Consider the following 25806-nt stretch of genomic DNA (forward strand, 5'->3'; position numbering starts at 1 on the left):
TTCCGGCTTCTCCTTCTTCGGTTTCTTCTCCGGTTCTCGCCTCCGCTGTCGCGCCCGCTTCCGATGCCTGTGCCTCTGGTGCGCAGGGGTCCGACGTCCGCGCTCCCGGCGCTCGTGGTTCCCACCTCCGTGGTTCCGACGCCCGTGCTTCCGGACCCCGCTCCACCGGGCTCCGTGCCTCCGTCCCCGAGGCGCGGGGTCCGGTCCCGGCGGAGGGGCCGGTCGGGGCGGAGGGCCGGGGCGGGGTGGTCCGGGGCCGGCCCGCCGTCACCGAGCTGCGGCTGTCCGCCTTCGCCGGTCTCCGCTCCGCCGTGTACGAGTTCGGGCCCGTGACCCTCTTCGCCGGGCCCAGCGGCAGCGGCAAGTCCACCGCTCTGCGGGCGTACGAGGCCCTGGCCCGGCTCGGCGCGGGGGACCCGCTCCACGAGGTGTTCCCCGACGCCGACGACTGCGTCCCCGAGAGCGCCCGGCCCGACGCCCAGGGCAGGCGCGGCTTCCGGATCGGATGCACGGTCGACGGGCCCGCGGGCCCCGTCCGCCTGGACCTCGCCGTGCAGGCCGAGCCGCAGCTCCGGATCGTCGGCGAGCGGCTCACCGGCCGGGGCCGCACCCTGCTCGCCACCGCGCTCCGCGACCCCGGCCGGAGCACCGTCCAGGCCGAGTGGCACACGGCGGGCGCCACCCCCGTCACCCGGGCCCCGCTCCCGGACGACCTGCTCGGCACGGCCCTGCTGCCGCTGCGGGTCGCGGGCAAGACCCAGGGCCAGCGGGAGGTCCTGGCCGCCGCCGAACAGGTCGTCATCGGGCTGCGGTCCGTCTTCGCCTGCGACCCCCGGCCCGAGCGGATGCGGGCCCCCGTGCCGCCGGGCGAGGGGCGGCTGCGGCGCGGCTGCGGCAACCTCGCCGAAGTGCTGCACCGCACCCACACCGACTGCCCGCGCCGTCACCAGCGCCTCGCCGCCGTCGCCGGCGCGGGCTGCACGGGCCCCGTCACCGGCCTCGGCGTGCAGGAACTCCCCGAGGGCACCGTCCGCGCGGTCCTCGAACGCGGCCGCCGGACCGCGACCCCGCTCGGCCGCCTCGGCGACGGCGAACTCCGCTACCTGGCCCTCGCGCTCACCCTGCTCACGGGCCCCGGGGTCCTGGAGATGGACCGGATCGCCGAGGTACCGGACGCCATGCAGAGCCTGACGCTGCTGGCCGACGGCCTGGACCGGGGCCTCGACGGGCGGCAGGTGGGCGAACTGCTGCGGCTCGCGACGGACATCGCCGCCGACGGCCACATCCGGGTCGTGGGCACGGTCGGCGAACGTTCGGCGGGGGAGGCGCGCCGGACGCCCGGGGTGACGGTGGTAGACCTGGGCGGGTGACGGACGACAACGACGTGGCGGGGCTGCAGCGCAGGCTGGCCGAATTCGCGGCGGCACGCGACTGGCAGCCCTACCACACCCCCAAGAACCTGGCGGCGGCCCTCAGCGTGGAGGCGGCGGAACTCCTGGAGATCTTCCAGTGGTTGACGCCGGAGCAGGCGGAGCGGGTGATGGACGACCCGGAGTCGGCGCACCGGGTCGCCGACGAGGTCGCGGACGTGCTCGCCTACCTCTTCCAGTTCTGCCAGGTGCTCGGAGTCGATCCGCTGGCGGCGCTCGCGGCCAAGATCGACCGCAACGAGGTCCGATTCCCCGTCAGGCGGCGGGGCGGAGGGGGTGAGGGCGGGGGCGAAGAGGGCGCCTCCGGCGGTACCACGGACGAAGATCGTCACTCTTCGGAGTGATCGACTTTTCCCCGTCAGGCTTCCTGTCCACAGATTTCCGAATTCCTCTGCTGGAGAGGCTCAGGCGGCCTCACTCTGGGTAGTGGATTGAGTGGGCAGTAAGTCGTACGAACGGGGGCGGCGTTGATGGAAGCGGAGCGACTCATCGCGCTCGGCCGGCACGCGCTGGCGGAGAGCGGGACGGCGCAGGACATCGTGGCGGAGGCCTGGCAGGCCCAGGCGCTCGCCCAGGCGATAGGGAGTCACCTCGCGCTCTGCGGACCGCTGGAGCTGCGGGGCGAGGCGCGGGGTCTGAGCGAGACCGGGGAGTACCCGACCTGGGGCGCGGACGGGCCGCGCGCGGGACGGCTGACCGAAGTCGCGGACCCGTGCGGGGCGTTGACCGCGCTCGGGGAGCTTCTCGGGGAGGTGGGGATCGCGCTCGTGGGGGTGGCCTGCGCCACCGACGAGGAGGGGCTGTACTGGCAGTGCATCGAGGCCATCGACGCCGCCGACGAGGCGAGCGACCGGGTGCGCGGGATGCTGCGGCGCCTCGCCGTGCGCGACGGGGAGCGCGCCCGCCCGCCCGACCCCGCCCGAGGCCGAGCGGGCCCGGGGCGGGGCCCGTCGTGGTAGGGGTGCGCGGGGAGCCGGCGGGCCTGGTCGGGCTGCTGCGGCCCGGGGCGGTTCCGGCCGGGGTGCTGCCGGCCGGGATGGTGCCGGCGGTGGTCCTGCTGCTCGGGTCAGTGCTGACCGGGGTGGCGGTGCTCGGGGTGGGGCTGCCGCTGTGGCTGGGGCTCGGACTGGTGGTGCGGCTGCGGCTGGGGCTGGGGTTCCGGGGTGTGGCGGTCGGACGTGGACTGGAGGTCGGCGTCCAGCTGGGAGAGGTCGGCGGAGAGCGCCGCCATCAGCTCCTCCATCTGCTGGAGCAGGCCCTTGGGGGCTCCGGCGCCCTTCTGCTCGGGCACGGACTGGGGCACCGGCTGTTCGGGCACGGCCCGCTCCGGCGCGGCTTCCTGGGACATGGCGGCCTCCTCGGCCCGGGCCCCGCCGCCGAGGGCGGGGGCGTGAGGGAGACGCACCGGCAGGGGCCGCCGGCACGCGGGCCGGGCGGTCCGGCTCCGCCCGAGCCAACGACGGGTGCCGGGCCCCGGTCACTGGCCAGGGCGGACGCGGCCCGCCAAGGGGACGGATATTCACCCGACCGAGCCGGTGCGGACGGGGAGCTGACGGCGAGGTTGACACGCACCCGACGGTGCAGGATGGAGGCATGGATCTCCGCATCTTCACGGAACCCCAGCAGGGGGCCGACTACGACACCCTCCTCGCGGTGGCCCGGGCCACCGAGGAGCTCGGCTTCGACGCCTTCTTCCGCTCCGACCACTACCTCAGCATGGGGTCCGGCGACGGGCTCCCCGGGCCGACGGATGCCTGGATCACGCTGGCCGGCCTGGCGCGGGAGACGAAGAGGATCCGGCTCGGCACCCTGATGACGGCCGGCACCTTCCGGCTCCCCGGGGTCCTCGCCATCCAGGTGGCCCAGGTGGACCGGATGTCCGGCGGCCGCGTCGAACTGGGGCTGGGCGCGGGCTGGTTCGAGGAGGAGCACAAGGCCTACGGCATCCCCTTCCCCAAGGAGAGGTTCGGCCGCCTCGAAGAGCAGCTGGCGATCGTCACCGGGCTGTGGGAGACCCCGGTGGGGAAGACCTTCAGCTACGAGGGGGAGCACTACCGGCTCACCGACTCGCCCGCGCTGCCGAAGCCGGCCCAGTCCAGGATCCCGGTGCTGATCGGCGGGCACGGCGCGAGCCGTACGCCGCGGCTCGCCGCGCGGTACGCGGACGAGTTCAACATCCCGTTCGCCTCCGTCGAGGACAGCGAGCGGCAGTTCGGCCGGGTCCGGGCCGCCGCCGAGGCGGTCGGGCGTCCGGCGGACGACCTGGTGTACTCGAACGCGCTGGTGGTCTGCGTCGGCAAGGGCGACGCCGAGGTGGCCCGCCGGGCCGCGGCCATCGGCCGGGACGTGGACGAGCTCAGGGCGAACGGGCTCGCGGGCTCGCCCGCGGAGGTCGTCGACAAGCTCGGACGGTACGCGGCGATCGGCTCCTCCCGGGTCTACCTCCAGGTCCTGGACCTGGACGACCTGGACCACCTGGAGCTGATCTCCGCCCGGGTCCAGTCGCAGCTGGCATGAGCGGGGGCGAACCGATGAGACCGGGCCGTACGCTCGCCGAAGCCCTCGGGACGGGGACGCTCGTCCTCGACGGCGGGCTGTCCAACCAGCTGGAGGCACAGGGCTGCGACCTCTCGGACGCGCTCTGGTCCGCGCGGCTCCTCGCCGACGGGCCCGAGCAGATCGAGGCGGCCCACGCGGCCTACGTGCGGGCCGGGGCGCGGGTGCTGATCACCTCCAGCTACCAGGCCACCTTCGAGGGCTTCGCCCGGCGGGGCACGGGCCGGGAGGAGGCGGCGGGGCTGCTCGCACGGAGCGTGGAGCTGGCCAGGAGGGCGGCGGGGGCCGTCGGGGAGGAGGTGTGGGTCGCCGCGTCCGTCGGGCCGTACGGGGCGATGCTCGCGGACGGCAGCGAGTACCGGGGACGGTACGGGCTGTCCGTGGCCGCGCTCGAACGGTTCCACCGGCCCCGGATCGAGGCGCTCGCCGGGGCGGCGCCGGACGTCCTGGCCCTGGAGACCGTTCCGGACGCGGAGGAGGCCGAGGCACTGCTGCGGGCGGTCGAGGGGTGCGGGGTGCCGGTGTGGCTCTCGTACACCGTCGAGGGCGGGCGGACCCGGGCCGGGCAGGACCTCGCGGAGGCCTTCGCGGTCGCCGAGGGGAACGAGCAGGTCGTGGCGGTCGGGGTGAACTGCTGCGACCCGGCCGAGGCGGGGGACGCCGTGGAGCTCGCCGTGGCCGTGACCGGGAAGCCGGCCGTGGTCTACCCGAACAGCGGGGAGCGGTGGGACGCCCGGGCGCGGGGCTGGAGCGGGGACATGGCCTTCGACCCGGCGTGGGCCGTCGGCTGGGCGGAGAAGGGCGCCCGGCTCGTCGGCGGCTGCTGCCGGGTCGGCCCGGCCACGATCGGCGCGCTCGCCGGGGCCCTGGCGGCGGAGGGCGGTGACAGCACCGGCTGAGGCCGCGCCCCCGGGCCCGGCGGCGCGGAAAATGCCTCGTGGGGAGGGGAGGGGCGAACCATACTCGAAGGTGTGTTCCTGACGATCAGTACGACCGGCAACCCGGAGCGACCCGCGACCGATCTCGGCTTCCTGCTGCACAAGCACCCCGAGCGGGCCCAGGCGTTCTCGACCTCGCACGGCACGGCGCACGTCCTCTATCCCGAGGCGAGCGCCGAGCGGTGCACGGCGGCACTCCTCCTGGAGGTGGACCCCGTGGCGCTGGTGCGCCGCGGCAAGGGCAAGGGCCGGGGCGGCGCCCCGGACGCGGCGCTCGCGCAGTACGTGAACGACCGGCCCTACGCGGCGTCCTCGCTGCTGGCGGTCGCGCTCGCCAAGGTCTTCAAGACCGCGCTGCACGGCGAGTGCAAGGCGATGCCCGAGCGGGCCGCCGCGCCGCTGCCGCTGCGCGTCGAGGTCCCCGCGCTCCCCGCCCGGGGCGGTGCGGAGCTGGTGCGAGCGCTGTTCGGGCCGCTGGGCTGGGACACGGTGGACGCCGAACCGGTGGCGCTCGACGGGGAGTTCCCCGAGTGGGGCGACTCGCGGTACGTGCGTCTCGTCCTGGAGGGCGAGCTGCGGCTCGCGGACGCCCTCAACCACCTGTACGTCCTGCTGCCCGTGCTCGACGACGCCAAGCACTACTGGGTGGCGCCCGACGAGGTCGACAAGCTGCTGCGCGCCGGTGACGGCTGGCTGGCCGGACACCCCGAGCGGAAGCTGATCACCGCCCGCTACCTCTCGCGCCGCTGGGGCCTGGCCCGTGAGGCGACGGAGCGGCTCGAACTGGTCCGGCTCGCCGAGGCCGAGGGCCTGGACGTCGAGGACGTCGACAACGCCGTCGACGAGACCACCGACACGGAGGAGCGTCCGGTGCCGCTCGCCGAGCAGCGGCGGGAGGCGATCCTCGGCGCCCTGACGGCGGCGGGCGCGAGCCGCGTGCTCGACCTCGGCTGCGGGCAGGGGCAGTTGGTGCAGGCCCTGCTCAAGGACCCGCGCTTCACCGAGATCGTCGGTGTCGACGTGTCCGCGCGGGCCCTGGGCATCGCCGCGCGCCGGCTGCGCCTCGACCGGATGGGGGAGCGGCAGGCGGCCCGGGTGAAGCTGACGCAGGGTTCGCTCGCGTACACCGACAAGCGGCTGGCCGGGTACGACGCGGCCGTGCTCAGCGAGGTGATCGAGCACCTGGACCTGCCGAGGCTGCCGGCCCTGGAGTTCGCGGTGTTCGGCTCGGCCCGGCCCCGTACGGTCGTCGTGACCACGCCGAACGTCGAGTACAACGTGCGCTGGGAGTCGCTCCCGGCCGGGCACGTCCGGCACGGCGACCACCGCTTCGAATGGACCCGGGAGGAGTTCCGGGACTGGGCGGTCGGCATCGCCGGGCAGTACGGGTACGGGGTCGAGTTCGCCCCCGTGGGACCGGAGGACCCGGAGGTCGGGCCGCCGACCCAGATGGCCGTCTTCAGTCGCACCGAAAGCCGTACCGAAAGCCGTACCGAAACCGAGAAGGAGGGACCGAGATGACCACCGGGACCCGCGTCCTGCCCGTCACCGATCTCTCCCTCGTGGTGCTCGTCGGTGCCACCGGTTCCGGCAAGTCCACCTTCGCCCGGCGCCACTTCAAGCCGACCGAGATCGTCTCCTCCGACTTCTGCCGGGGGCTCGTCGCCGACGACGAGAACGACCAGTCCGCGAGCCGGGACGCCTTCGACGTCCTCCACTACATCGCGGGCAAGCGCCTCGCGGCCGGGCGGCTGACCGTCGTCGACGCCACCAACGTGCAGCAGGAGGCCCGGCGCCAGCTCGTCCAGCTGGCCAGGGCCCACGACGTGCTGCCGATCGCGATCGTCCTCGACCTGCCCGAGGAGGTGTGCCGCAGCCGGAACGCCGCACGGCCCGACCGGGCGGACATGCCCGCGCACGTCATCCAGCGCCACCGGCGCGAGCTGCGCCGTTCGCTGCGCGGCCTGGAGCGCGAGGGCTTCCGCAAGGTGCACGTGCTGCGCTCGGTGGAGGAGGTCGAGGCCGCCGAGGTCGTCCTGGAGCGCCGCTTCAACGACCTGCGGCACCTCACCGGACCCTTCGACATCATCGGCGACATCCACGGCTGCCGCTCCGAGCTGGAGACCCTGCTCGCGAAGCTCGGCTACGTCGACGGACACCACCCCGAGGGGCGGACGGCCGTCTTCGTCGGCGACCTCGTCGACCGGGGCCCCGACTCGCCGGGCGTCCTGCGCCGCGTCATGGCGATGGTCGCGGCGGGCGACGCCCTGTGCGTCCCGGGCAACCACGAGAACAAGCTCGGCCGGTGGCTCAAGGGGCGGAAGGTGCAGGAGACGCACGGACTCGCCGAGACCGTCGAGCAGTTGGGGCGGGAGAGCGAGGAGTTCCGGGCGGAGGTCGGACGGTTCATCGAGGGCCTCGTCAGCCACTACGTCCTCGACGGCGGGAACCTCGTCGTCTGCCACGCCGGTCTGCCGGAGAAGTACCACGGCCGGACCTCCGGACGGGTCCGCTCGCACGCGCTGTACGGGGACACCACGGGCGAGACCGACGAGTTCGGACTGCCCGTGCGCTACCCGTGGGCGGAGGAGTACCGGGGCCGGGCCACCGTCGTGTACGGGCACACGCCCGTGCCGAACACCTCCTGGATCAACAACACGATCTGCCTCGACACCGGGGCCGTCTTCGGCGGGAAGATGACCGCGCTGCGCTGGCCGGAGCGCGAGCTCGTCGACGTGCCGGCCGAGCGCGTCTGGTACGAGCCGGCCCGGCCGCTCGCCACCGGGGCGCCCGGCGGGCACGAGGGGCGGCCCCTGGACCTGGCCGACGTGCACGGGCGGCGGACCGTGGAGACCCGCCACGGCGGGAACGTCGCCGTGCGCGAGGAGAACGCGGCGGCGGCCCTGGAGGTCATGAGCCGGTTCGCGGTCGACCCGCGGCTGCTCGCCTACCTGCCGCCGACGATGGCGCCCACCGCCACCTCGAAGGAGGAGGGCTACCTGGAGCACCCGGCCGAGGCCTTCGCCCAGTACCGGGCGGACGGCGTCGAACGGGTCGTGTGCGAGGAGAAGCACATGGGTTGCCGGGCCGTGGCCCTGGTCTGCCGCGACGAGGACGCGGCCCGCGAGCGCTTCGGCGTCGACGGGGTGACGGGCGCGCTGTACACCCGTACCGGACGGCCGTTCTTCGACGATTCCGACGTCACCGAGGAGGTCCTCGGCCGGCTGCGGACCGCGATCGGCGCCGCCGGGCTCTGGGACGAGCTCTCCACGGACTTCCTGCTGCTCGACGGCGAGCTGATGCCGTGGTCGCTCAAGTCGGCCGGGCTGCTCCGCGCGCAGTACGCGGCGGTCGGCGCGGCCTCCGGGGCCGTCTTCCCGGGCGCGGTCGCCGCCCTGGAGCAGGCGGTGGCGCGCGGGGTCGAGGGGATCGACGGGCTGCTCGCGAAGCAGCGCGAGCGGGCGGCGGACGCGGGAGCGTTCACCGAGGCGTACCGCCGCTACTGCTGGCCGACCGAGGGTCTGGAGGGGGTGCGGTTCGCGCCGTTCCAGCTGCTCGCGGCGCGCGGGCGCTCGCTCGCGGCCGTGCCGCACGACGAGCAGCTGGCCTGGCTCGACCGGCTCGTCGAGCACGACCCGACCGGGCTGCTCCAGGTCACCCGCCGGCTCGTCGTCGACACCGGCGACGAGGCCTCGGTCCGCGCGGGCACCGACTGGTGGCTGGAGCTCACCGGCGCGGGCGGCGAGGGCATGGTCGTCAAGCCGCTCGCGGCGCTCGTCCGCGACGGCAGGGGACGGCTCGGGCAGCCGGGCGTGAAGGTGCGCGGCCGGGAGTACCTGCGGATCATCTACGGCCCCGAGTACACCCGCCCGGAGAACCTGGAGCGGCTCCGGCAGCGCTTCCTCGGCCACAAGCGCTCGCTCGCGTTGCGCGAGTACGCCCTCGGACTGGAGGCCCTCGACCGCCTCGCGGACGGGGAACCGCTCTGGCGCGTCCACGAGGCCGTCTTCGCGGTCCTCGCGCTGGAGTCGGAGCCGGTGGACCCGAGACTCTGAGCCCCACGGGCCCGGGCGACCGGGCAGCCCCCTCGGGGGCGCAGGAGGGCGGAGGGCGGCGCTCCCCTGCGCCCCCTCGCGCCCGGTGACGCGTGTCTTCGGCACCCTCTAGCGTTCTTCACCCCATGAAGTGACACGGCGTCAACAGAGTGTCGGAGCGCGCCACACGAGGTGGGAACACACACGCGAAAGCGCCGGTCGGTCTTCCCCGGAGGGCCCGCGGACGGTACGGGGGTGAGCGGCGATGAGTCTCTCCGGCTGGTCCGTCGTCCCCGACCGGCTGTACGGGAACGGGGTCGTCGAGGGCGGGCGGTACGCCGGGCCGGCGCACCGCCGGCCGGCCCGCGTGGGGACCGGCGTTGGGCCGTCGCGGGGGGACGGCCCAACGCCCCTGACCGGGGGCGGGAACCGCATGTTCCCCCTCGGGGGAGACCTGCTCGACGTCCACGGCGACACGTTCCACGGGGGGGCCACCGGCATCCGCGGGGGCCCGCCCGCGGGGGCGGGTGAACCGGAGTGAGCGACCAGGACGGGGCGGCGACCGGGAACGACACCCCGGACCCCGGCCCCGAGCGGGACGACCGGGGCGGCGGCGTCTTCTCCGAGGGCTCCCGGCCCGGCGCCGACGACTCCGCGCGCTTCGCCCGGGGACCCGTCCCGCCCCCTGCTCCTCCCGCCCCGGCTCGCGCCCGGACCCGCCGGGCTGCTGCGGCGCGCCGTGAAGGTCCCAGGGGCGCTCCGGCACGTCCGCGCCTTCCTGCCGCTCCTCGCGGTGGACCGCCGGGACCGGGACCGGCTCGGGGGACTGCTGAACGAACTGGTCCGGGAGCGTGACCGGCCCCTGGACAGGAGTGCGGCGCGCCGGATGCGGGACGCCGTGACGGAAGGAGCGAGCCGATGACCGGGCCCGAGCAGAACAGGAACGCGCGGCCGGAGGAGCGGGACCGCGACGAACGGCAGCGGCACGGGGGACAGGACGGCCGGGAGCGCTACGGCGCACAGGACGGACGGGAGAGACGGCGGCAGCGGTACGAGGGGGAGCGGTACGAACGGGAGCGGTACGAACCGCGGCCGTACGAGGGGCAGAACGGCGGACACCACCCCGGCGGCCGCGACCGGGACGAGGACCCGGACCCGGACGCGGACCTCGACGACGGCCCCGCCCCGGACGAGGGGGCGGAGCAGCGGGCGCGGCCCCGGACGCGGCGGCGCGCGGCGGCCACCGGACGGCCGCGCGGCCCCCTCATCGGCGAGTACGCGCCCCCGTACCGCCGCCGCAGCGGCCGGGTCGCCGCCGTGCTCCTCTACCGCAACGGCGGCCACCGGGTGGTCTGGCCGGACCGCGTCCAGGACGTCGACAAGCCCCTGTTCGGCTCCCCGTACACCGTCTTCGAGGTGCGACTCGGCCGCAACGTCACCGAGTTCCGGCTCCGGCTGCCGGCCGCCGGCGACGGGGTCTTCTTCGACGCCGTCGTCAAGGTCCAGTGGGTGGTGACCGACCCGTACCTCGTCGTCCAGGAGCAGGTCGAGGACGTCGCCGAGCTGCTCCGCGACGAGCTGCTCGACGGCCTGCGCAGGCTGTCCCGGCGGTTCCGGATCACCGAGGCGCAGCGCGCCGACGAGGCCGTGCGCGAGGAACTCGCCACCGGCCGCCTCGGCTTCGGCCGGGACATCGGACTGCGCACCCGGGTCCTCGTCTTCATCGACCTCGACGCCTCCGTCCGGGCCGAGGTCTCCCGGCGCGACCGGGCCGGCGTCAGCATGGAGGCCGACGAGCGCGTCGCCGAGGCGGCGCGGCGCAGGGAGGCGGCGGACCGCGCCCTGGTCGCCGAACGGGCCCGCGAGCTGGAGGACCTCCTCCGGCGCGGCGACCTCGCCCAGATCGCCCACCACATGGCGACGCACCCCGACAGGCAGTGGGAGATCCGCACCCGGCTCCAGCGGGAGCGGCGCGAGGGCCAGGAGGACTACCTGAGGGTCCTCGGCCGGCTCCTGGACACCGGCGTCCTCGAACGGCACGACATCGGCGAGCAGATGTACCAGGTGCTCCTGTACCTGCGCTCCCGGACCGGCGACGGCCCGTGCCGACCGCGCGCCCTGGAGGAGGCCTCCCCGGAGCCGAGCGCCCCGGACCGGGACGAGGAGCACGGCGGGGCCCCGCACGCCCCCCGCGTGTACGAACCGACCCGCGTCGAGTCCGGCTCCGAACGAGAACGGGAGCGGGAACAAGAACGGGAGCGGGAATGGGAGCGGTCCCGGGGACGCCGTGACGACGGCTTCGACGACGGCCACGACCGCTACGAACCCGACGCGTACGAGCGGAACGACCGGTACGACCGCGACGACCCGTACGACCGGGAGCCCCGCGAGCGGCCCGGCCGGACCTCCCGGAGCACCAGGCCCGCCCGACCCGGCTCCGACTTCGACGACTTCGACGACTGGGACGACGAATGACCGCCCCCACGCCCGACGGCGGTGTCGAAAGGCGGGCCAGGGGCGCCCGGCTCCGTCAGGATGGTCGTATGGGATTCCATGTCGATTCCGAGACCGGGCGGCTGCGCCGCGTCATCCTGCACCGGCCCGATCTGGAGCTGAAGCGGCTCACCCCGTCCAACAAGGACGCCCTCCTCTTCGACGACGTGCTGTGGGTGCGGCGGGCCCGGCAGGAGCACGACGGTTTCGCGGACGTGCTGCGCGACCGGGGAGTGGAGGTGCACCTCTTCGGGGACCTGCTGCGCGAGTCCCTGGAGGTTCCGGCGGCCCGCGCGCTGGTCCTCGACCGGGTCTTCGACGAGAAGGAGTACGGGCCGCTCGCCGCCGACCACCTCCGCGCGTCCTTCGACTCGCTGGACGCCGCCGCGCTCGGCGAGGCGCTGGTGGGCGGCATGACGAAGCGGGAGTTCCTGGCGGCGTTCCGGGAGCCGACCTCGGTCCGCTTCCACGCCCTGGACCTGGACGACTTCGTCCTCGGCCCGCTGCCGAACCACCTCTTCACCCGGGACACCTCGGCCTGGATCTACGACGGCGTCTCCATCAACGCGATGCGCTGGCCGGCCCGGCAGCGCGAGACGGTGCACTTCGAGGCGATCTACAAGCACCACCCGCTGTTCACGGGCCCGGAGGCGGGTCCCTTCCACCACTGGTCGGAGGGGCAGTCGGACTACCCGTCGACGATCGAGGGCGGGGACGTCCTCGTCATCGGCAACGGCGCCGTGCTGATCGGGATGAGCGAGCGGACCACCCCGCAGGCGGTGGAGATGCTGGCCCGGGGGATGTTCGCGGCCGGTTCGGCGCGCACGATCGTCGCGCTCGACATGCCGAAGCGGCGCGCGTTCATGCACCTGGACACGGTGATGACGATGGTCGACCAGGACACGTTCACGCAGTACGCGGGGCTCGGCATGCTCCGCTCGTACACGATCGAACCGGGTGACGTGGGGCAGTCCCTGCGGGTCACCGACCATCCGCCGGAGCAGATGCACAGCGCCATCGCGGCGGCCCTCGGACTCCAGGACGTCCGGGTGCTCACGGCGACCCAGGACGTGCACGCGGCGGAGCGCGAGCAGTGGGACGACGGGTGCAACGTGCTGGCCGTGGAACCGGGGGTGGTCGTCGCGTACGAGCGGAACGTCACGACGAACACGCATCTGCGCAAGCAGGGCATCGAGGTGATCGAGATCCCGGGCAGCGAGCTGGGCCGGGGGCGGGGCGGCCCGCGCTGCATGAGCTGTCCGGTGGAGCGGGACGCCGCCTGAGGGCGGGGACGGGAGGGGGCTGTATAGAAATGTTGAAGTGTGTATACACTTCCAGAGTATCGCCCGCCGTCCTCCCGACCCGTACCCATAGGAGCGCGTCCCATGGCCACAGACCTCATCGGCCGCCACTTCCTCAAGGAGCTGGACTTCACCGCCGAGGAGTTCCGCGGCCTGATCGCGCTCGCCGCCGAGCTCAAGGCCGCCAAGAAGGCGGGCGCCGAGGTGCAGCGGCTGCGCGGCCGGAACATCGCCCTGATCTTCGAGAAGACCTCGACCCGCACCCGCTGCGCCTTCGAGGTCGCCGCCGCCGACCAGGGCGCCTCCACCACCTACCTCGACCCCGCGGGCTCGCAGATCGGCCACAAGGAGTCGGTGAAGGACACCGCCCGGGTCCTCGGCCGGATGTTCGACGGCATCGAGTACCGGGGGGACAGCCAGGCGAACGTCGAGGAGCTCGCCGCCTTCGCGGGCGTGCCCGTCTTCAACGGCCTCACCGACGACTGGCACCCCACCCAGATGCTGGCCGACGTGCTCACCATGACCGAGCACAGCGACAAGCCGCTCGACGGGATCGCCTTCGCCTACCTGGGCGACGCCCGCTTCAACATGGGCAACTCCTACCTGGTCACCGGCGCCCTGCTCGGCATGGACGTCCGGATCGTCGCCCCGAAGGCCTACTGGCCGGCCGAGGAGGTCGTCGCCGCGGCCCGCGGGCTCGCCGAGACCAGCGGCGCCAGGGTCACCCTCACCGAGGACGTGTCCGAGGGGGTCGCCGGGGCCGACTTCGTCGTCACCGACGTCTGGGTCTCCATGGGCGAGCCCAAGGAGGTCTGGGACGAGCGGATCGCCGCCCTCACCCCGTACTCCGTCACGATGGACGTGCTGCGCGCCACCGGGAACCCGGGCGTCAAGTTCCTGCACTGCCTGCCCGCCTTCCACGACCTGGGCACCGCCGTCGGGCGGGACATCCACGCCCGGCACGGTCTGACCGAGCTGGAGGTCTCGGACGAGGTCTTCGAGTCGGCGCACTCGGTCGTCTTCGACGAGGCGGAGAACCGGATGCACACCATCAAGGCGGTCATGGTCGCGACGATGGGCGATCCGGCGGGGGAGTAGCCCTGCCGGGCCCTGCGGGGCTTTACGGGTGGCGTCGCTGCGCCGGTATCCCGGGGAGCGTGAACCAGACCGCCTTGCCGTGCGCGGTGGGGCGGTGGCCGCAGTCGCTGCTGAGCGCCCGGATCAGGAGCAGGCCGCGGCCGTGCTCCTGCCAGGGGTCGACCCCGACCTCCGGGTCGGGGCAGACGAGCTCGCCGGGACCGGCGGGCTGGGAGTCGTGCACCTCGATCTGACAGCCGCCGGGCGCCGGGAGCAGCTCGACGACCAGCTCGATGGGGCCCGCGCCGGCGGTGTGCTCGACGGCGTTGGCGACGAGCTCGGCGGTGAGCAGCTCCGCCGTGTCGCTGTCGGGGCGCTCGGCGGCGCCGGGGCCGATGTCGGTGAGCGCGGTACGGATCAGGGCGCGGGCGATCGGCACGGCGGCGGTGGTGTGGGGCAGTCGGATGCGCCAGGAGGTGCCGGGGCCGGCGGTCGTGGTGTCGGTGGCGGCGGCTCCGGGGCGGGCGGCGACGGGTCCGGTGGCTTCGGGCATGGGGGGCAGGCTCCCTTCACCGAGGGGCGGGTGGGGCGAGTGGGATGGAGGCATCCCTAGACGTCCTGGTTTCAACCTTACGAGGTGCAATATCCGCTTCCCAGAGCACCCCCGCCCTCCCGGTAGGGACCTCGGTCATCCGCGGTCCGGGACCATCGGCCTTATCGCGCACTCGTGACGACGGTCACAGTACGGTGATACCCTCCGTGCGGAGGAAGGAGGCCCCTCGAATGAGCCCCTTTACCGGCTCCGCGCCCCGCACGTCACGCTGGCAGCACCTGCGACTCGACATCGACCAGGGCGTCGCCACCGTCACCCTCGCCCGCCCCGCCAAACTCAACGCGCTCACCTTCGGCGCCTACGCCGACCTGCGCGACCTCCTCGCCGAGCTCTCCCGCGAGCGTGCCGTCCGCGCCCTCGTCCTCGGCGGCGAGGGACGCGGCTTCTGCTCGGGCGGCGACGTGGACGAGATCATCGGCGCCACCCTCGCCCTCGACACCGCCCGGCTCCTCGACTTCAACCGGATGACCGGTCAGGTCGTCCGCGCCCTGCGCGAATGCCCCTTCCCCGTCGTCGCCGCCCTCCACGGCGTCGCCGCCGGCGCCGGGGCCGTCCTCGCCCTCGCCGCCGACTTCCGGATCGCCGACCCCACCACCCGCTTCTCCTTCCTCTTCACCCGGGTCGGCCTCTCCGGCGGTGACATGGGCGCCGCCTATCTGCTGCCCCGGGTCGTCGGACTCGGCCACGCCACCCGGCTCCTCATGCTGGGCGAACCCGTCCACGCCGCCGAGGCCGAGCGCATCGGCCTCCTCAGCGAGCTCACCGAGGAGGGCGCGGCGGGGGAGCGGGCCGCCGCCCTCGCCCGCCGCCTCGCGGACGGCCCCGCCCTGGCCCTCGCCCAGACGAAGGCCCTGCTCACCGCCGAACTCGACATGCCGCTCGCCGCCGCCGTCGAACTGGACGCGGCCACCCAGGCCCTCCTGATGAACGGCGAGGACTACGCCGAGTTCCACGCCGCCTTCACCGAGAAACGGGCCCCGAAATGGCGGGGGTACTGACGGTGCCGGGCCCGGACCGCCCCCCGGGCGCCGACGTGGGCTCGGGCGCCGAAGCCGGTCCCGGCCCCGCCCGCATCGCCGTCGTCGGCGGCGGTCCCGGGGGGCTCTACGCCGCCGCGCTCCTCAAGCGGCAGGATCCGGCCCGCGAGGTCACCGTCTGGGAGCGGAACGGGCCCTCCGACACCTTCGGCTTCGGTGTCGTGCTCTCCGACGAGACCCTCGGCGGCATACGGGACGCGGACCCCGTCGTGTACGAGGCGCTGAGCGGCGAACTCGTCCGCTGGGACGACATCGACGTCGTCCACCGGGGCCACCGCACCACCTCCACCGGTCACGGCTTCGCCGCCCTCGGCCGCCGCCGGCTCCTGGAGCTCCTGCACGCCCGCTGCACCGAGCTCGGCATACGGCTCCGCTTCCGCACCGAGGCCCCGCCCCCCGCCGTCCTCGCCGCCACCCACGACCTGGTCGTGGCGGCCGACGGCGTCCACAGCCGCACCCGCGAGACCCACGCCGCGCACTTCCGCCCCCGGATCACCACCCACCGCTGCCGCTACATCTGGCTCGCCGCCGACCTTCCCTTCGAGGCCTTCCGCTTCGAGATCGCCGAGACCGAGCACGGCGTGATGCAGCTGCACGCCTACCCGTACTCCACCGACGCGTCCACCGTCATCGTCGAGATGCGCGAGGAGGTCTGGCGGGCCGCCGGCTTCGACGAGCTCGACGAGGCCGAGTCCTCCGCCCGCTGCGCCAAGGTCTTCGCCGAGGCGCTCGGCGGCCGGGAACTCCGCTCGAACAACTCCGCCTGGACCGCCTTCCGCACCGTCACCAACGCCCGCTGGTCGTACGGCAACACCGTCCTCATCGGCGACGCCGCCCACACCGCGCACTTCTCCATAGGCTCCGGCACCAAACTGGCCGTCGAGGACGCCGTCGCCCTCGCCGCCGCCGTCGGCGCCCACCCCGCCCTGGACGAGGCCCTCGCCGCGTACGAGACCGAGCGCCGTCCCGTCGTCGAGTCCACCCAGCGCGCGGCCGCCGCCAGCCTGCGCTGGTTCGAGGAGCTCGCCGGGCACGTCGACCGGCCGCCCCGTCGCTTCGCCTTCGACCTGCTCACCCGCAGCCGCCGCGTCACCCACGCCAACCTGAGGCTGCGCGACCCGGCCTTCACCGCCGCCGTCGAGGAGGACTTCGGCTGCCCGCCCGGCACCCCGCCCATGTTCACCCCCTTCCGGCTGCGCGGACTGACCCTCCGCAACAGGGTCGTCGTCTCGCCCATGGACCAGTACGTCGCCGTGGACGGCGTCCCCGGCGACTTCCACCTCGTCCACCTGGGGTCCAGGGCCCTCGGCGGTGCCGGACTCCTCATGACCGAGATGGTCTGCGTGAGCCCCGAGGGCCGCATCACCCCCGGCTGCACCGGCCTCTGGAGCGAGGAGCAGGCCGAGGCCTGGTCCCGCATAGCCGCCTTCGTCCGCGCCTCGGCGCCCGGCACCGCGTTCGGCGTCCAGCTCGGCCACTCCGGCCGCAAGGGCTCGACCCGCCGCATGTGGGAGGGGATCGACCAGCCCCTCCCCGAGGGCAACTGGCCCCTCGTCGCCGCCTCGCCCCTCCCGTACCGGGCCGGCGTCAACCAGGTCCCGCACGCCTTGGACCGCGCCGGACTCACCGCCGTGCGCGAGCAGTTCACCGCCGCCGCCCGCCGCGCCGCCCGCATCGGCTTCGACCTGCTCGAACTGCACGCCGCCCACGGCTATCTGCTCTCCGGCTTCCTGTCCCCGCTCACCAACCACCGCACCGACGCCTACGGCGGCGACCTCGCGGCCCGGCTGCGCTACCCCCTCGAAGTCTTCGACGCGATACGGGAGGCCTGGCCGGCCGACCGGCCCATGACCGTCCGGATCTCCGCCACCGACTGGGCCGAGGGCGGCACGACCGCCGACGACGCCGTCGCGATCGCCCGCGCCTTCGCGGAGCACGGCGCCGACGCGATCGACGTCTCCACCGGCCAGGTCGTCCCCGACGAGGAGCCCGCCTACGGCCGCTCGTACCAGACCCCCTACGCCGACCGCATCCGCAACGAGCTGGGCGTCCCGGTGATCGCGGTCGGCGCGATCTCCTCCTGGGACGACGTCAACTCCCTGCTCCTCGCGGGCCGTGCCGACCTCTGCGCCCTCGCCCGGCCGCACCTCTACGACCCGCACTGGACCCTGCACGCGGCGGCCGAGCAGGAGTACCAGGGCCCCGCCGCCCCCTGGCCCGCCCCGTACCGCGCGGGCAGCCGCCGCCCGCCCACCGGCCGCCGGGACTAGGCCGTCTCTTCCGGATCTTGCCGGGCTCCCGGCGTCCGGCGCCGCGCCTCGCCGCGTTGTCGTCGGTCGCCGATGCTCCGCATCGCTTCCCTCCTCCGCCTTGCGATCCACGGCGCCGGACGCCGCTCGCTGATCCGGCCTGATCCGAAAGAAACGGCCTAGGGCCCGGGGTCAGGCCGTCCGCAGGGTGGCGAGGGCGGTGCGGAGGAGGAACGCCTCGGCGCGGTCCCAGGACCAGCCGTTCTCGACGACCAGGGTGCGCCAGCCGCCCGGACCGAACCAGAACCACAGGAGGTCCGCCGTCTCCTCCTCCGGGCGGGCGGACGGGGCCAGGGCGTGCAGATGGCGCGCGGTGGCCCGGAGGGCGGTGCGGTAGTCGGCGGTGGCGCGTTCCCACAGGGCCTCGCCGTCCTCGTGGGACGGCAGCGCCTTGTGGATCGCCTCGTGCACGGTGAACAGGCCCTCGTTCCCCGCCCGGGTGCCCCGGGCCAGCGCCCCGAGGGCGGACTCCGGGTCCCGCTCGGCGAGCACGGCGCGCATCGCCCCCTCGTAACCGGAGGCGCGTACGGCCGTGTCGACGATCTCGTCGAGGATGTCGCCCTTGCTCCCGGCGCTCGCGAAGACGGCCTTCGAGGAGACGCCCGCCTCGGCCGCGATGTCCGCGACGGTCACCCGCCCGTAGCCGCGTTCGGCGAACAGCCGGGTCGCCGACCGGAGGATCTCCTCGCGCGTCCGGGCGGCGGCCTGCTCCCGCAGGGGCGAGACGTACTTGCGTGGCGTGGTCGGCATGGGGGACAGACTAGTCGGGGAAATGGATGACCTATTCAATAGGCGGTGTGTAACCTGAATCTCGGTCGGGGCGGAGCACCGCTCCCGCGCGAGAGGAACCGAACCATGGGAACGACGCCCGAGGACGCGGCCCGCGGACTCTTCACCGTCCTGGCGACCGGGGACCCGGCACTCGCCGCGGCGGTCGTGCACCAGGACTTCAGCAACCGCGAGGCGGTCGTCTCGCCCACCGCCTGCTCGCTCCCCGGCCCGGCGGGCGCCCTGGCCTCCGGCGCGTGGCTGCGCTCCGCCTTCACCGACCTGAGCTTCCCCGTCACCGGCCTGGTCGGCGACGGCGACCAGGTGTGGATACGGCTGCACATGCGGGGCCGGCACACCGGCCCCTTCGTCCACTACCGCGACGGCGCGCTGCTCCAGGCGATCCCGCCCACCGGGGACGAGATCGACTCCGAGCAGGTCCACATCCTGCACCTGCGGGACGGCAAGGTCGTCCGCCACGAGGCGGTCCGCGACGACCTCGGTCTGCTCGGACAGCTCGGGATCTTCCCCGCCGGGCCCACCGTCCGGCGCATCGAGGAGTGGTACGCGGACGGGCGCGCCGCCCGCGCCGCCGCCATGGTCTCCGAGGCCGCGGAGAAGGCGGCGGCCACCGCCCGGGAGCACGCGCCCGGCTGGTCCTGACGCCCTACCGGGGCTCCGGACCCGCGCCGTCCGCCCGCTTGCGCCGGTAGTGGGTCCGGCCCTTGGCGGAGTTGCCGCAGGTGGCCATGTCACACCAGCGCCGCCGCCCGCCCCGGGAGCTGTCGACGAACACCCAGCCGCAGCGCGTCCCCGGGCAGACGCGGGTGCGCTCCCACGGCAGCTCCCGCAGCAGGTCGAAGGCCCGCAGGGCGAGTTCGTGGCCGGGGAGGTCGAGCCCCGAGCTCCCGACGTCGACCCGGAGCTCCGGTGCGGTCCCGCGCAGGACGAGGCGCGCACGGGCGGCCGCCCGCTTCCAGTGGGCCTCCAGCCGTCCGACCGCCTCGGCCTCCGCCGGGGCCGGGGCGTCCTGGTGGATCAGGGTCGTGAGCAGATCGTGCACGGCCTCGCGCAGCTCGCGGACACGGGCCAGCGCCTGTTCGGCCCGTACCGGCTCGGACGCGGCGAGACCGCGCAGGGCCGTGAGGTCGACGGGGGCGAAGCGGCCGGTGAGGGCGGCCCAGTCCAGCAGGCGCGGATAGCCGTCGAGCCAGTCGACGGGCTCGGCGTCGCGCGCCGTGACCGTGTTCACGAGGTCGATGACGACATGCCCGCCGACCAGGTCGCGGGGCCTGAAGGTGTGAGGCCGGACGGTCCCCGTCACGAACGACCGCCTTTCACGCGCGCCTGCATGCCTGCCTCCTCGAATCCAACCGGTATACGGATGTTATCCGGTTGGAATCCTGGGAAGATCACTCCCGGACACCACTCCCGTGCATCACCCTCGTCCATCACTCCCGGACACCGCTCCCCGACGATGAGGAGAAGCCCATGGCCGCCGCCGTCGAGCTCATCACGGCCCCCTGGAACCTCGGCCTGCGACCGCCCGCGCCGGGCCGCGAGCCAGGGACCTGGCGGACTCCGCGAGCGCTGCTGTCGGCGGGCCTTGGGGAACGGCTGCGGGCGGCCCGGGTGGTGGAGCTCGACCGCCCGCCGTACGAGTTCGACCCGCAGCCCGCGACCCGCGTCCGCAACGGGGTGACGATCCGCGAGCACACCCTGCGCCTCGCCGAAGCGGTCCGGGACGCCCTCGCCGCCGCCCGGTTCCCGGTCGTCCTGGGCGGCGACTGCAGCATCCTGCTCGGCTGCCTCCTCGGCGCCCGGCGGCGCGGACGCTGCGGCCTGGTCCACCTCGACGGGCACAGCGACTTCCGGCACCCCGGGAACCACGACGCCGGAGCGGTCCTCGGCTCCGCCGCCGGCATGGACCTGGCCCTGGCCACCGGCCGCGGCGAACTGCTGCTCACCCACTGGCCCGAGGTGGGCCTGCCGCTCGTCGCCGACGAGGACGTGGTCCAGATCGGCGACCGGGAGGAGGGCGGGGAGGCACCCCCGGTCACCCGGTTCACCGCCCGGGAGATCCGGCGCGTCGGCGTCGCCGAGCTGGGCGAGCGGGTCGTCCGCCACCTGGAACGGCGCGGACTCGACCGCGTCTGGCTCCACCTCGACCTCGACGTCCTCGACGAACGCGTCCTGCCCGCCGTGGACTCCCCGGGCCGCCCGGGCCTGGACTTCCCCCAGCTGTCCGAGCTCGTCTCGGCCCTCGCCGCCACCGGCCGGGTGATCGGCCTGGACGTCGCCATCTACGACCCGGAACTCGACCCGGAAGGCGCGTACGCCGCCCCCGTCGTCGACTGCCTGACCCACGCCCTCACCCCGCTCGCGACCACGGAGGCCCGCGCGTGAAGACCCTGCTCGCCGACGGCCCCAGCCACCTCTACCCCGCCGAGATGGAGCAGTTCGGGCGCCTGGCCGGACACTGGACGACGCGGATCACGTACCACCCCGCCGACGGCTCGCCGGCCCGCACCGTCGACGGCGCCTGGGAGTTCGGCTACGCCCTGGAGGGCCGGGCGGTCCTGGACGTCTGGCAGTGGCCCGCCCGCGAGGACCTCCCCGCCGAGGGCCGCGCCGCGGACCAGGAGTGCGGTCTGTGCGTACGCGTCTGGGACCCGCGCCTCCAGCTGTGGCGCTTCACCTTCCACGGCACCTCCCGCGGCGACGTGGTGCAGATGTACGCCCGCCGGGTCGGCGACGAGATCGTCATGGAACGCGCGGTCGGCGGCGACCTCGTCCGCTGGACCTTCGGCCGCATCACCGCCGACACCTTCCACTGGCGCAACGAACGGTCCACCGACGGCGGACGCACCTGGCGGCTCGACCAGGAGGTCGAGGCCCGCCGCGGCCCCTCGGACCGGCCCTAGTCCTCCGAGAGGAACGGGCGGACGTACTCCGCGCCGCGGTCCCGCAGCAGTTCGTGCAGGGCCGTGAAGACCTCCGCCGAGCGGCGGCCCGGCCAGTCGTCCGGCAGGAGCTCCGCCGGCAGCACCGGGTCCGCGTACGGCAGCCGTCGCCAGGAGTCCAGGGCGAGGAGGTAGTCCCGGTAGGCGTCCGCGGAGCCCGCCGGGGCCGTCCGCCAGGCCCGCAGGACCGGCTCGTGGGCCGTCAGGAACTCCTCGTGGAGCCCGGCGATCGCCGGCAGGTCCCACCAGCGGGCGACCGCCTCGGCCGTCGCCGCGTACCCCAGGTGGTCGCCGCGGAAGAGGTCCACGTACGGGGAGAGCTCCAGGCGCTCCAGGGCGTTGCGGGTCTCCTCGTACAGCCGGGCCGGCGCGATCCAGACGCCCGGGGCCGCCGTGCCGAAGCCCAGCCGGGCGAGCCGGGACCGCAGCAGGTGCCGCTTGTGCCGCTCGGCCTCGGGCACCGAGAAGACGGCGAGGACCCAGCCCTCGGACAGCTTCGGCTCCGTACGGGCGTAGATCCGGCGGTCGCCGTCGTCCAGGAGCCTGCGGGCGTCCTCCGAGAGGGCGTACCCGGCGGCGCCGCCCGCCGTCCGGCCCGGCAGGAGCAGCCCGCGCCGCTTGAGCCGCGACACCGAGGAGCGCACGGAGGGCGCGTCGACGCCGAGCACGCCGAGCAGCCGGATGAGCGCGGCCACCGGCACCGGCGACTCGTCGGGCGCACGGCCGTACGCGCCGTAGAAGGAGACGATCAGGGATCGGGGGGTGTGCTGCTCGGCCACGTGATCACTTTAGGCCGTGCGCCGATCATGCGGCGTCCCGCAGCCGGAAGCGCTGGAGCTTGCCCGTCGCCGTGCGCGGCAGGGCGTCGAGGAAGACGATCTCCCGGGGCGACTTGTACGGGGCGATCCGGGCGCGGACGAAGGCCCGCAGCGCGGCGGCGGTGTTCGCGTCGCGCGGCACCCCGTCCCGTACCACCGTGTACGCCACGACGACCTGGCCGCGCAGCTCGTCCGGGCGGCCTATCACCGCCGTCTCGACCACGTCGGGGTGGTCGAGGAGCACCTCCTCCACCTGGGGCCCGGCGATGTTGTACCCGGCCGAGATGATCATGTCGTCGGCCCGGGAGACGTAGCGGAACCAGCCGTCGGGTTCGCGGACGTACGTGTCGCCCGTGACGTTCCAGCCGTTCCGCACGTACTCCTCCTGGCGGGGGTCGGCCAGATAGCGGCAGCCGACCGGGCCGCGCACCGCGAGCAGCCCCTCCTGGCCGTCCGGGACGGCGTTGCCCTCGCGGTCGACGATCCTGGCCTGCCAGCCGGGCACCGGGCGGCCGGTCCGGCCGGGGCGTATGTCGCCGTCGGCGGCGGAGATGAAGATGTGCAGCAGCTCGGTCGCGCCGATGCCGTTGATGAGGCGCAGACCGGTCCGCGCGTACCAGGCCTTCCACGTCGCCTCCGGCAGGTTCTCGCCGGCCGAGACGCAGCGGCGCAGCGAGGCCACCTCCGGCGCGGTGCCGTCGGTCAGCTCGTCGAGCATGACCCGGTAGGCCGTCGGGGCGGTGAAGAGCACCGTCACCCGGTTCCGCGCGATCGCCGCGAGCAGCTGCTTGGGCCCGGCCTGTTCGAGCAGGACCGCGCTCGCCCCGGCCCGCAGGGGGAAGATGACGAGACCGCCGAGGCCGAAGGTGAACGCGAGCGGCGGCGAGCCGGCGAAGACGTCGTCGGGCAGCGGGCGCAGCACCCGGGCGGAGAAGGTGTCGGCGACGGCCAGGACGTCCCGGTGGAAGTGGACGCAGCCCTTGGGGCGCCCGGTGGTGCCGGAGGTGAAGGCGATCAGGGCCACGTCGTCGGCGGCGGTCGCCACCGCCTCGTACGGGCCGGCGTGACGCTTCGGCTCGGCGAGGGCGAGGAGGTCGTCCGGGCCGTCCCCGCCGAAGGGGGTCACCCGGAGCCCGGGTATCCGGGCCGCGAGGAGCTCGTCGAGCACCCGGGCGTCGCAGAGCGCGTGGGTGCAGCGGGCGGCCTCGGCCATCACGGCCAGCTCGGGGGCGCGCTGCTGGGCCAGAACGGTGACGGCGACGCCCCCGGCCTTCATCACGGCGAGCCAGCAGGCGGCCAGCCAGGGTGTGGTGGGGCCGCGGAGGAGGACCCGGTTGCCGGGCAGCAGCCCCAGGTCGCCGGTGAGGACGTGGGCGATGCGGTCCACCCGGTCGCGGAGCTCCCCGTAGCTCCAGACCAGGCCCTCGCCGTCGTGGAAGGCGGGGCGGTCGGCGCCGAACCGCTCCACCGTGCGGTCGAGGAGCTCGGTGCCGCAGTTGAGCCGGTCTGGGTAGGAGAGCTCGGGGAGGTCGAAGACGAGGCGCGGCCAGCGCTCGGGCGAGGGCAGCCGGTCGCGGGCGAACGTGTCGAGGTGGGCCGAAGGCGTCAGCTCCATGGGTCCGTCCCCCTGTCGTGGTGGGGTCGTCCATCGCTCCATGAGCGTATCGTGTTGGTGACGGCAGTCAACGGTTCGCGACAAGGGTGCCTCCGGGCACCGGGACGAAGGCGCCGGACGGCGCAGGGACGAAGACGCCCGAGGGCGTCAGAGAGGGCCCACATGCCCGCATTCTCGCTCGATCCGGTCCAGACCACCTGGTGTGCGGAGCTCAGCGCCCTCGCCGCCGAACGCCTCAAGCCCCTCGCCGACCGGGGCGAACCCGGCCGGGTCAACCGCCCCCTCGTCGCCGCCCTCGGCGAGCTCGGCCTCCTCGCCCGCCTCTTCGGGGCCGGTGCCCTCGACCTCTGCCTCCTGCGCGAATCCCTCGCCCGGACCTGCACCGAGGCCGAGACCGCCCTCGCCCTCCAGGGCCTCGGCACCCACCCCGTCGCCGCCTTCGGCACCCCCGCCCAGCGCGCCCGCTGGCTCCCCGAGGCCACCGCCGGACGGGCCGTCGCCGCCTTCGCCCTCTCCGAACCGGACGCCGGCTCCGACGCCGCCGCCCTCGCCCTCGAAGCCGTCCCCGACGGGCGCGGCGGCTGGCGCCTGCACGGCGAGAAGCGCTGGATCTCCAACGCCCCCGAGGCCGACTTCGCCACCGTCTTCGCCCGCACCACCCGCGGTGCCGGAGCCCGCGGCGTCACCGCCTTCCTCGTCCCCGCCGACCGCCCCGGCCTCGGCGGGGAACCGCTCGACATGCTCGCCCCGCACGCCCTGGGCACCCTCACCTTCGACGGCGTCCCCGTCGGCCCCGAGGACCTGCTCGGCGCACCGGACAAGGGCTTCCGGGTGGCCATGAACACCCTCAACCTCTTCCGGCCCAGCGTCGGCGCCTTCGCCGTCGGCATGGCCCAGGCGGCCCTGGACGCGGCCCTCGCCCACACCGCCGCCCGGCCCGCCTTCGGCGGCGTCCTCGCCGACCTCCAGGCCGTCTCGCACCGCGTCGCCGAGATGGCCACCCGCACCGAGGCCGCCCGCCTCCTCGTGTACGCGGCGGCCGTCGCGTACGACGAGGGCGACCCGGACGTCCCCCGCCGCTCCGCCATGGCCAAGCTCCTCGCCACCGAGACCGCCCAGTACGTCGTCGACGCAGCCGTCCAGCTGCACGGCGCCCTCGCCCTCCAACGCGGCCACCTCCTCGAACACCTCTACCGCGAGGTCCGCGCACCCCGGATCTACGAGGGCGCGACGGAGGTCCAGCGCACGATCATCGCGAAGGAGCTGTACGCGAAGGTGCCGCCGGTGAAGGAGCCGCCCGCGAAGGTGCCGACCGCGAAGGTCCCGCCCGCGCAGCAACCCTTCGCGCACGAGCAGGAGGAGCCGACCGCATGAGCCTGCACCGCCACAACCCCGCCGAGCTTTCCCCGCCCACCGGCTTCTCCCACGCCGTCACCGCCACCGGCACCCGGCTGGTCTTCCTCGCCGGACAGACCGCCCTGGACACCGAGGGCAAGATCGTGGGGGAGGAGCTCACCGAGCAGTTCACCACCGCCCTCGGCAATCTCCTCACCGCCCTGCGCCACGCCGGCGGCACCCCCGCCGACCTCGCCCGCGTCACCGTCTACACCACGGACGTCCCCGCCTACCGCGAGCGGGCGCACGAACTGGGACGCGTCTGGCGCCGCTTGGCCGGCCGCGACTACCCGGCGATGGCCGTCATCGGAGTCGTACGCCTCTGGGACGAGCAGGCGCTGGTGGAGCTGGACGGCTTCGCGGTCCTGGACTAGGGCCCGCCCGGCAGGCCCAGGCCCGCGCCCGCTTGATCAACTGGTCGACCGTCCGGGCCGGGCTTAGGGTCGAAAGGTGGACTGA

General features: G+C 74.5%; 24 protein-coding genes. 18 read left to right on the forward strand and 6 right to left on the reverse strand.

The genetic code is table 11. The annotated features are described in order from the left end of the window. The first annotated feature begins 245 nt into the window (after positions 1-245). The 3 genes from ACH4TP_RS33330 (at position 246) to ACH4TP_RS33340 (ending at position 2389) form a co-directional block, all read left to right on the forward strand. Positions 246-1370 (forward strand): ATP-binding protein, encoded by a 1125-nt coding sequence (locus ACH4TP_RS33330; protein ID WP_389226698.1) that lies wholly within the window; start codon positions 246-248, stop codon positions 1368-1370. Beyond that, positions 1367-1774 carry a nucleotide pyrophosphohydrolase gene (locus tag ACH4TP_RS33335; protein WP_398440053.1) on the forward strand — a complete coding sequence of 136 codons (408 nt, stop codon included), beginning with the start codon at positions 1367-1369 and terminating at the stop codon, positions 1772-1774. Before ACH4TP_RS33330 ends, ACH4TP_RS33335 begins: the two co-directional genes overlap by 4 nt. A gap of 126 nt (positions 1775-1900) precedes the next feature. Beyond that, on the forward strand, positions 1901-2389 hold the full coding sequence (locus tag ACH4TP_RS33340; protein WP_389226704.1) for a DUF6099 family protein: 489 nt from the start codon (positions 1901-1903) through the stop codon (positions 2387-2389). 107 nt (positions 2390-2496) lie between these two features. Here ACH4TP_RS33340 and ACH4TP_RS33345 read toward each other — a convergent pair whose 3' ends face one another. Beyond that, the gene (locus tag ACH4TP_RS33345; protein WP_389226707.1) at positions 2497-2778 is read right to left on the reverse strand and encodes a hypothetical protein; all 282 of its coding nucleotides are present in this window, start codon (positions 2776-2778) and stop codon (positions 2497-2499) included. Positions 2779-3023: 245 nt separating this feature from the next. On the opposite strand from ACH4TP_RS33345, the gene ACH4TP_RS33350 reads away from it, so the two are divergent. The 8 genes from ACH4TP_RS33350 to argF all read left to right on the forward strand — a co-directional run bounded on the left by ACH4TP_RS33350 (position 3024) and on the right by argF (position 13850). After that, the gene (locus ACH4TP_RS33350; protein ID WP_398185859.1) at positions 3024-3947 is read left to right on the forward strand and encodes an LLM class F420-dependent oxidoreductase; all 924 of its coding nucleotides are present in this window, start codon (positions 3024-3026) and stop codon (positions 3945-3947) included. Between the two features lie 14 nt (positions 3948-3961). Beyond that, positions 3962-4885: a homocysteine S-methyltransferase gene (gene mmuM / locus ACH4TP_RS33355; RefSeq protein WP_398440054.1), complete on the forward strand. Its 924-nt coding sequence runs from the start codon at positions 3962-3964 to the stop codon at positions 4883-4885. A gap of 72 nt (positions 4886-4957) precedes the next feature. Next, complete coding sequence (locus ACH4TP_RS33360) at positions 4958-6445, forward strand: 3' terminal RNA ribose 2'-O-methyltransferase Hen1 (protein WP_398440055.1); 1488 nt, start codon at positions 4958-4960, stop codon at positions 6443-6445. Further along, positions 6442-8979 (forward strand): polynucleotide kinase-phosphatase, encoded by a 2538-nt coding sequence (locus tag ACH4TP_RS33365; RefSeq protein ID WP_398440056.1) that lies wholly within the window; start codon positions 6442-6444, stop codon positions 8977-8979. Before ACH4TP_RS33360 ends, ACH4TP_RS33365 begins: the two co-directional genes overlap by 4 nt. A 718-nt stretch (positions 8980-9697) precedes the next feature. Continuing rightward, positions 9698-9880, forward strand: coding sequence for a hypothetical protein (locus tag ACH4TP_RS33370; protein ID WP_398440057.1), 183 nt, complete (start codon positions 9698-9700; stop codon positions 9878-9880). Further along, positions 9877-11433, forward strand: a complete 1557-nt coding sequence (locus tag ACH4TP_RS33375) for a hypothetical protein (protein ID WP_398440058.1) — start codon at positions 9877-9879, stop codon at positions 11431-11433. Before ACH4TP_RS33370 ends, ACH4TP_RS33375 begins: the two co-directional genes overlap by 4 nt. Before the next feature lie 68 nt (positions 11434-11501). Then, complete coding sequence (locus ACH4TP_RS33380; RefSeq protein WP_398185841.1) at positions 11502-12734, forward strand: arginine deiminase; 1233 nt, start codon at positions 11502-11504, stop codon at positions 12732-12734. A gap of 102 nt (positions 12735-12836) precedes the next feature. Next, positions 12837-13850: an ornithine carbamoyltransferase gene (gene argF / locus ACH4TP_RS33385; RefSeq protein ID WP_398440059.1), complete on the forward strand. Its 1014-nt coding sequence runs from the start codon at positions 12837-12839 to the stop codon at positions 13848-13850. 22 nt (positions 13851-13872) lie between these two features. Here the strand turns inward: argF and ACH4TP_RS33390 are convergent, their stop codons facing one another. After that, positions 13873-14382, reverse strand: coding sequence for an ATP-binding protein (locus ACH4TP_RS33390; RefSeq protein ID WP_398185837.1), 510 nt, complete (start codon positions 14380-14382; stop codon positions 13873-13875). Between the two features lie 230 nt (positions 14383-14612). Here ACH4TP_RS33390 and ACH4TP_RS33395 point away from each other — a divergent pair, with 230 nt between their 5' ends. Further along, on the forward strand, positions 14613-15440 hold the full coding sequence (locus ACH4TP_RS33395; protein ID WP_398185834.1) for an enoyl-CoA hydratase family protein: 828 nt from the start codon (positions 14613-14615) through the stop codon (positions 15438-15440). Continuing rightward, positions 15425-17749 carry a bifunctional salicylyl-CoA 5-hydroxylase/oxidoreductase gene (locus tag ACH4TP_RS33400; protein ID WP_398440060.1) on the forward strand — a complete coding sequence of 775 codons (2325 nt, stop codon included), beginning with the start codon at positions 15425-15427 and terminating at the stop codon, positions 17747-17749. Before ACH4TP_RS33395 ends, ACH4TP_RS33400 begins: the two co-directional genes overlap by 16 nt. A 171-nt stretch (positions 17750-17920) precedes the next feature. On the opposite strand, the gene ACH4TP_RS33405 is transcribed toward ACH4TP_RS33400, so the two are convergent. Continuing rightward, positions 17921-18538: a TetR/AcrR family transcriptional regulator gene (locus ACH4TP_RS33405; protein ID WP_389226744.1), complete on the reverse strand. Its 618-nt coding sequence runs from the start codon at positions 18536-18538 to the stop codon at positions 17921-17923. A 105-nt stretch (positions 18539-18643) separates the two neighbouring features. Here ACH4TP_RS33405 and ACH4TP_RS33410 point away from each other — a divergent pair, with 105 nt between their 5' ends. Next, on the forward strand, positions 18644-19219 hold the full coding sequence (locus tag ACH4TP_RS33410; RefSeq protein WP_398440061.1) for an ester cyclase: 576 nt from the start codon (positions 18644-18646) through the stop codon (positions 19217-19219). A gap of 4 nt (positions 19220-19223) precedes the next feature. Here ACH4TP_RS33410 and ACH4TP_RS33415 read toward each other — a convergent pair whose 3' ends face one another. Beyond that, positions 19224-19880 carry a CGNR zinc finger domain-containing protein gene (locus tag ACH4TP_RS33415; protein WP_398185825.1) on the reverse strand — a complete coding sequence of 219 codons (657 nt, stop codon included), beginning with the start codon at positions 19878-19880 and terminating at the stop codon, positions 19224-19226. A gap of 167 nt (positions 19881-20047) precedes the next feature. Here ACH4TP_RS33415 and ACH4TP_RS33420 point away from each other — a divergent pair, with 167 nt between their 5' ends. Together ACH4TP_RS33420 and ACH4TP_RS33425 are read left to right on the forward strand one after the other, a co-directional pair. Beyond that, positions 20048-20962, forward strand: coding sequence for an arginase family protein (locus ACH4TP_RS33420; protein WP_398440062.1), 915 nt, complete (start codon positions 20048-20050; stop codon positions 20960-20962). Next, positions 20959-21480, forward strand: a complete 522-nt coding sequence (locus ACH4TP_RS33425; RefSeq protein WP_389226756.1) for a hypothetical protein — start codon at positions 20959-20961, stop codon at positions 21478-21480. The genes ACH4TP_RS33420 and ACH4TP_RS33425 overlap by 4 nt, the downstream gene beginning before the upstream one ends. Here the strand turns inward: ACH4TP_RS33425 and ACH4TP_RS33430 are convergent. Both ACH4TP_RS33430 and ACH4TP_RS33435 read right to left on the reverse strand, forming a co-directional pair. After that, positions 21477-22298, reverse strand: coding sequence for a PaaX family transcriptional regulator C-terminal domain-containing protein (locus ACH4TP_RS33430; RefSeq protein ID WP_398185819.1), 822 nt, complete (start codon positions 22296-22298; stop codon positions 21477-21479). The two genes, ACH4TP_RS33425 and ACH4TP_RS33430, sit on opposite strands and share 4 nt — an antisense overlap. Before the next feature lie 25 nt (positions 22299-22323). Further along, the gene (locus ACH4TP_RS33435; protein ID WP_389226763.1) at positions 22324-23952 is read right to left on the reverse strand and encodes an AMP-binding protein; all 1629 of its coding nucleotides are present in this window, start codon (positions 23950-23952) and stop codon (positions 22324-22326) included. A gap of 162 nt (positions 23953-24114) precedes the next feature. On the opposite strand from ACH4TP_RS33435, the gene ACH4TP_RS33440 reads away from it, so the two are divergent. Beyond that, positions 24115-25326: an acyl-CoA dehydrogenase family protein gene (locus ACH4TP_RS33440; RefSeq protein WP_398185816.1), complete on the forward strand. Its 1212-nt coding sequence runs from the start codon at positions 24115-24117 to the stop codon at positions 25324-25326. Continuing rightward, positions 25323-25721: a RidA family protein gene (locus ACH4TP_RS33445; protein ID WP_389226769.1), complete on the forward strand. Its 399-nt coding sequence runs from the start codon at positions 25323-25325 to the stop codon at positions 25719-25721. The genes ACH4TP_RS33440 and ACH4TP_RS33445 overlap by 4 nt, the downstream gene beginning before the upstream one ends. Positions 25722-25806: the final 85 nt, after the last annotated feature.

It is taken from the genome of Streptomyces sp. NPDC021012 (genome assembly GCF_044333355.1).
GTDB lineage: Bacteria > Actinomycetota > Actinomycetes > Streptomycetales > Streptomycetaceae > Streptomyces.